Annotated in this window: 6 protein-coding genes; 1 reads left to right on the forward strand and 5 read right to left on the reverse strand. The window is 59.4% G+C overall.

The annotated features are described in order from the left end of the window. The 4 genes from MVK46_RS08995 to MVK46_RS09010 form a co-directional block, all read right to left on the reverse strand. On the reverse strand, window positions 1–750 hold a 750-nt coding region (locus MVK46_RS08995; protein WP_297536341.1), incomplete at its 3' end, for a hypothetical protein. Continuing rightward, window positions 740–1990: a DUF58 domain-containing protein gene (locus tag MVK46_RS09000; protein WP_297536342.1), complete on the reverse strand. Its 1251-nt coding sequence runs from the start codon at window positions 1988–1990 to the stop codon at window positions 740–742. The genes MVK46_RS08995 and MVK46_RS09000, both read right to left, overlap by 11 nt. Beyond that, window positions 1987–2808: a hypothetical protein gene (locus MVK46_RS09005; protein WP_297536343.1), complete on the reverse strand. Its 822-nt coding sequence runs from the start codon at window positions 2806–2808 to the stop codon at window positions 1987–1989. The genes MVK46_RS09000 and MVK46_RS09005 overlap by 4 nt, the downstream gene beginning before the upstream one ends. Next, window positions 2798–4762, reverse strand: a complete 1965-nt coding sequence (locus MVK46_RS09010; protein ID WP_297536344.1) for a DUF4129 domain-containing protein — start codon at window positions 4760–4762, stop codon at window positions 2798–2800. The genes MVK46_RS09005 and MVK46_RS09010 overlap by 11 nt, the downstream gene beginning before the upstream one ends. 116 nt (window positions 4763–4878) lie before the next feature. On the opposite strand from MVK46_RS09010, the gene tsaA reads away from it, so the two are divergent. Next, on the forward strand, window positions 4879–5535 hold the full coding sequence (gene tsaA, locus MVK46_RS09015) for a tRNA (N6-threonylcarbamoyladenosine(37)-N6)-methyltransferase TrmO (protein ID WP_297536345.1): 657 nt from the start codon (window positions 4879–4881) through the stop codon (window positions 5533–5535). Here tsaA and MVK46_RS09020 read toward each other — a convergent pair. Beyond that, a partial coding sequence (locus MVK46_RS09020) for a TOBE domain-containing protein (protein ID WP_297536346.1) occupies window positions 5507–6099 on the reverse strand: 593 nt, incomplete at its 5' end. The genes tsaA and MVK46_RS09020 overlap by 29 nt on opposite strands.

Here is a 6099-nt window from a genome sequence, read left to right on the forward strand (position 1 = left end):
TACCGAGGGCGGAGAACCCTCCCAGGGAACCTTCAGCAGAACCGGCCGGTGAACGGGTGAACCGCCGGAGAGGTCAAAGGTAACGCTTCTCTCGCTCATCTCGCGAACGTCCAGAGAGAAGGAGTCGCCAACCTTCATCGCGGTCCTTATCACGAGATAGGTCCTTTTTCCGGAGGGCTCCTCTTCATGCTTCTCGGCCAGCAGGGCCAGAACTACCACGGCGCCGATTAGGAGGGGGACGAGGAAGGCGAAGGGCAGGAAAGCCCTCGGCGAGCTTCCAAAGGAGCTCCAGCCGAGGAGAACCGCGATGAACATGAAGGCAACGGGTAGCGGGGTGAGGGCTTCGGCGAGGGATTCCACAACGATTCCGTCGTTCGAGGGGTCAGGGCCAGCACTCTCCTCAACCCAACCGAGGATTAGGAGGATTATGAATCCGGTGAACAGGACAACAAAGCCGGTGACGTAGTGACCGAGAACCGCGAAGGGAACTCCGAAAACCGCCTGAATGAGGTAAACGACCAGCGACCACTTGAAGAAGTCGAAAAGCCTTTCATAGGTGAGGGCGAGGACGGCAGCCAGAAGTACTATGGAGACGGAGAGAACCGAACTAGGGATTGAGAAACCAACCGCCCCCTTTAGAGCACTGACGATTGGGGAAACGAGGCCGAAAGCGCTCAGAAACCACGCCATTGGGAGGATTAGGGGGAGCGTGAGTAATTTAACTTGAACCGGCCTCAGCTCAAGGCGCACCGAAGACACCCCCGAGAACCCTCTTCACACCTTTGACGGGAGTTTCCTTCAGCGGGTCCCAGTGGAGGACGGGCGCGCCGACCCTTTTGGAGAGGGACTTCTTATGCAGGGTCGCGAGACCGGAGTGCACCTCCCCGAAGTGGCCGTAGGGGTTGACGTCGACCACGAAAACCGTACAGCCCCAGGCACTCCTCAACCGCTCGACGCCCTCCCTTACCTCGGAGACGTTGTAGGAGGTCAGGTTGGTTATGAAGATTGCGAGGTCAACGGCGCCCAGCTTCCTCGACCTCTCGACGGCCAATGAAAAGTCCTCGTTTTCAACGCTTGATGGACCCACCGAAACCGCGGTTCTCATGAAGGTTGAGAAGGCCTGAACGCCTGTTCTGGGCGTGACGAACCTCCCGGAGCCGACGAAGTAAACCCCTACCCGGAGGTTCGTTCTGAGCAGAGTGTAAATGAGGGACAGGGAGAGGCTTATAGCGCTCTCGAGGGCGCCCCTGAATATGTCACCGGCGCTCATGCTCGTGGTGGTGTCGATGTAGAGCATAACGGTTCCTACTCCCTCCGGCTCGTACTCGTTCACGAGGGCCCTTCCGAGCCTCGCGGTTGCCTTCCAGTTAACCTTTTTGAGCGGGTCGCCGGGCTGGTACTCCCTGATTTCGCGGAAGTCGTTGGTCGTGAAGCCCAGCGTGGAGGTGAAAACCGGAACCCGGGGCTTCCTCACGCGGAGCCTGTTGAGGGGTCTGCCGCGCAGGTTCCCTATTCTCGGCCTCGCCTCGATTCTCACCTCGTCCCCAAAGATTGAGTAGCTGACGCCGAGGACCCCCAGGAAGTCCCTGCCAATCACCTCGACGGGCGAGAGGGTGTGCAGTCCCCTCTTCATCGGCCTGAGGGTGTACTCGTACTCGACCTCGAGAACCTTTCCCGGTTTTTTCACGAAGACGCGCCTGTTGTCGCCAATGACTTGGAGACCCGGGGAGGGAACGTCCCCGACGTAGACCATCCCGGCACCCCGCTCGACGCGGAGCTTAACTCTGACCCGGGTTTCCCTGCCGACCGAGAGGGTCGTGCCCTCGACCCACCGCTCGACGTGGAAGCCGGAGGGAACGTCCGAGAGGTAGGTGTAGGCCAGCAGGGAAGCCGGAATGAGGCTCACGTACGCTATCCCCAGCACCCCAGTGAAGACCGCGAAGGCGAACGGAAGCAGGGTGAGCGAGACGAGAACCGTGGAGCGTTTCATTCCGTCCCCACCCCGACGCCAAGGCTCCTGAGCACTCTAAGCAGAATCCTCGCCCTTCTGGCCCTCTCGTCGTTGAGCTTCTTCTCGACCACCCACTGCGGGGTGAGGGGCGAGAACCTCGGAGGGGAGTACTCGATGATGGGCCTGAGAATCCGCGCAAGCTGGCCGTCGTCGATGCCATCGGGCGCGTTCCTGACGAGGAAGACGACGAGTGGCGCCTTTTCACCCTTCTCGACGAAGCTGGAGTAAATTCTCCTGATGTCGTGGGCGTAGAGGTCCCTCCTCGTTTCGAGGGTCGGGAGGGGCAGGGGCTGGATTCTCTCGTCCCTGCCGAGGCGAGTTCCGATGTAGCTCGAGACGAGGTAGGTGAGGTAAACGATTGCCCCGCTCGCGAGGAGGTAGATAACGTAGCTCAGGGCCCGCGCCGTGTCTGGATACGTGAGGAGGAACGCGAAGAGAAATCCCATCAGCGCAAACGCCAGCAGGTTGCGCTCGACGAAGTCGCTCTCATACCTCCTAACGCCGATGTAGGCGAGGGCGTAGAGGAAGCCCACCCAGAACAGCGACACCGCGATGAACGACCTGTACCAGGCTCCGGTTTTGAAGATGAGCACTCCAGCGCCGAGGAGGGCGAAGCCTAGCCCTCTGACGAGCAAATCCCTGAAGCGCTCCACGCTCCGCGCCAGCGTCAGCAGACCGGCTCCGAAGCCCATCACCGCTGAAGGAACGATGCTCCTTGTGAGGAACAGGAAGATTAAGCCCCACGTGGCGCTTCCCACGAGCAGGGTCGCGACGATGGAATCTTTCTCATTCCCCATTGCCGAACACCCCCAGCCTCTCCATGGCCTCAACGAACTCCATGAAGTCCCTCTCGCCGAACGGACGCCCGCCGTACTCGGCCAGAACGAAGGCCTCGGTCACCTTCCGCAGGAGGGTTCTATCGAGGCTCCTCCTCGTGAGCAGATGCTCCAGCTCATAGGGCGTCAGGTTCTCGACTGGAACGCCCTTTGAAAGTGCAAACGGGAGGAAGTGCCTTGAATAGGCCTCGATTACGGCCTCCCTCGGGGGAAGGCACAGGAACTCGAACTCCGCGCCCCCGGCCGAGAGGACGTGCCTCCCCGGGGTTACTTCGATTTGAAACTCCCGGCCGAAGCCGAGCGGATTCCCGTCGAGGAAGGCCTCGACCTCGTCGCTCAGCAGGAACCTCACGCGCTCCCCCGGCAGGAAAACCCTTCTCGCAGGCTCGAGAATTCTCACGGGCTTCTTCAGGGACGTTTCATTGTGGAGCGATTCAAAGGTCCGCTTCCTGCGGAGGTAGAGAACACCGCCGAGCGCCCCGACGCCGGCGCCGATTGTCATGAGCACGAGCCTCCCCGGAACGCGGAAGGTTTTCTTCTCCGGGAGCTCAACCCGCGTCGCCGTCGAGTTAGTACCGGCCTCAACGTTCCGTTTAACCTCAATGGTCTCGTTTAAGGGTGTGTAGTATCTGCTACCGGGGTAGTAAACCCTCACCTCGCTCACGTTTCCGGTCAGGGGAAGGTAAGCGTAGCCCTCATCACCGGTCCTCAGGCGGAAGGTCTCGTTGCCAACAACTACCGTTATGGTGGCGTTTGGCAGGGAAACGTTGCCCCAGTGCAGGTAAACCCTGAGGGTTCCGTTTGCCGGTTTGACGCTGACCTCGGGCTTCCTCCTTATGAAAACGACAGGGTCGCTGTTCGAGGGGTAGGCGAGGTAGCCCCTGTAGTGGGCCACCACGTGGTACTCCCCCGGAGGCTCGTTCGAGGGAACGTAAGCGGTGAGGTTGAAGACGCCGTCGTGCAGGCGGACTATCCCGACAACCACCCCCGTGGAGTTCTTCGTCCTGTTGAGGGTCACCGTAACGAGCCCGTCGCGCACCGGCGAGCCGTTCGTGTATCTGACCTCACCCCAGACCCGCATCGTCAGCCTTCCGTTCCCGCTGAGTTCGGAGGGGGAGCCGAGTATCCTCACGACGGGCCTGTCGAGGAGGGCAACCCACATGAGAAGAGCCACAGTGCCGGTGTCGTTGCCGGCGGTTATGAAAACCGGGTAGTAGCCGGGCGTGTAGTTCTTCCCGAGCGGGGGAATCGAGAGGGTGTAAACCAGCGCCGAGCCGTTTCCGGAAACGTTTTCTATTCTCACCGGAAGGCCCGAATAAACTGTTATGTTGCCGGTAAAGTTCGTGGTGACCGTGAAGCTGACCGACGAGTTGTAGGTCATCAGAACAAGCGGTCTGGACGTTCTCAGGCTGTACACTGGCCTGCCTGCTACTCCGCCGATGGGAACGGGGCCCGCGGGAGTGCTGACGAGGAGCAAATAATATGTGCCGTTGAACCACGCAATCATGCGGAAGTCGGAGGGGAGGTTCCATTTAATCAGCGGAACGCTTCTGGCTGGGGTTTTAACGCACACGAGCATCGGGTCCTTCGGCAGTATCGCCACGGGACACTTCACGTGAACGTCTGATTCGCGGAAGCTGAAGTTCGAGGTCGGGGGTCTGTAACCCAGCCCCTCCTCGGGGGAACCCCTTCCAATCACCGTGTCCCCGAAGGTCGTCATATAGCCGGAACCCGAATGCGCGCTCCGGTTTCCGGTGTCCCCACCCCTCAGGGTCTCGGAAAGGGAGGTAATGATATTTTTAGTTCTGTTTCCGCCAGCTCCGGAGGGGGAAGACATGTAGCCGAGGGTCAGTGTTGACAGGAACACCAGCAGGAGCAACAGCAGGGCCAGATTCTCTCTCCTCCCCCGAACCATGCCCTACACATCCGCATGATTAAGTTATTACCATAGGGATTTGAAAGCGAATGACGTTTTTAAAAGTTGCCCCCGGGTTTATAAGGAAGCCCGCCAACCGGTGAGCGGTGAGGACGATGAACTTCGAACCCTTCAAAATAACCCCCGTCGGCTTCGTGAGGAAAAGTGAGGAAACGCACATCGAAATCCTGCCCGAGTTCTGGGAGGCAACGGAGGGCCTCAGGGAAGGCGACTGGGTCAAGCTCGTCCTCTGGTTCCACGAGAGCGACACGCCCGCAAGGAGAAGAATCCTCAAGGTGCACCCCTACGGGAACCCGAAGAACCCGCTCACCGGCGTTTTTGCCACGCGCTCGCCCTACAGGCCGAATCCGATAGCTCTCTACACCGTCAGAATTCACCGCATCGAGGAGGGCAGGCTCTACATAGATGAGATTGACGCCCTCGACGGAACGCCGGTGGTGGACATCAAGATTTTCGTCGAGCGCTACGACTGCCCCAAGGAGGTGCCGATAGAGGAGCGGGAGGCCGAGATAAGGGCCGGTAGAATGATTGGAGAGGTGAACATAATCCCGAGGAAAGCCGAGCATTTAGACGAGCTTGAGGAGGTCTCGCCGGAGGAATACGACGCGCTGATACTCGAAATCGGCCCGAAGACGACGACGCTGACGGCTAAAGAACTCGTCGAGCTCATCGATGCCCTCAATGAGGTCTACGAGAGCCTGCCGGTGGAGATAAGGGACAAACTCAGAACACGTGAAGCGCGCTCGCCTTGAAGCTGACGTAGACCTCTTTTCCCTTCTCTATCCCGAGTTCGAGCATCGATGAGCGGGTTATGAAGGCCGTAAGGGTTATCTCGCCGAGGGAAAGGTGAACCCTCACGAGCGGGCCGAGCTCCTCGATTGACTCAACGATTGCTTTAAACTCGTTTCTGGCGGAGCTCCTTATCGGCTCGGTCGAGATTATTATGTCCTCCGGTCTTAAGCCGACCCTGACCCGTCCTTTGGCTTCGACCGGAAGCTCAATCTCAACGCCGTTGACCCTGAGCTTTCTCCCTTCAGCGATTCCCTCGATTATGTTCTCGAAGCCGAGGAAGCGAGCAACCTCTTCACTCACCGGCCTTGAGAAGACGTCCCTGACCTTACCAACCTGAACGAGCCTGCCGTCTAGCATCACCCCAACGCGGTCGCCTAAACTGATTGCCTCTTCAAATGAGTGTGTCACGTGCAGAGCCGTGAAGCCCAGCTCTCGCTTCCAGCGCTTCATCTCGGTTAACAGCTTCGCCCTCGTCTGGACGTCGAGGTTGGCAAAGGGCTCGTCGAGGAGGATTAACGGTGGCT

The organism is Thermococcus sp. (genome assembly GCF_027066465.1).
Lineage (GTDB): Archaea > Methanobacteriota_B > Thermococci > Thermococcales > Thermococcaceae > Thermococcus.

Bases quoted from the DNA above. Each gene is read 5' to 3' on its own strand.
- MVK46_RS09010 (WP_297536344.1), bottom strand. From the start codon at position 4,762: ATGGTTCGGGGGAGGAGAGAGAATCTGGCCCTGCTGTTGCTCCTGCTG.
- MVK46_RS09000 (WP_297536342.1), bottom strand. From the start codon at position 1,990: ATGAAACGCTCCACGGTTCTCGTCTCGCTCACCCTGCTTCCGTTCGCC.
- MVK46_RS09005 (WP_297536343.1), bottom strand. From the start codon at position 2,808: ATGGGGAATGAGAAAGATTCCATCGTCGCGACCCTGCTCGTGGGAAGC.
- tsaA (WP_297536345.1), top strand. From the start codon at position 4,879: ATGAACTTCGAACCCTTCAAAATAACCCCCGTCGGCTTCGTGAGGAAA.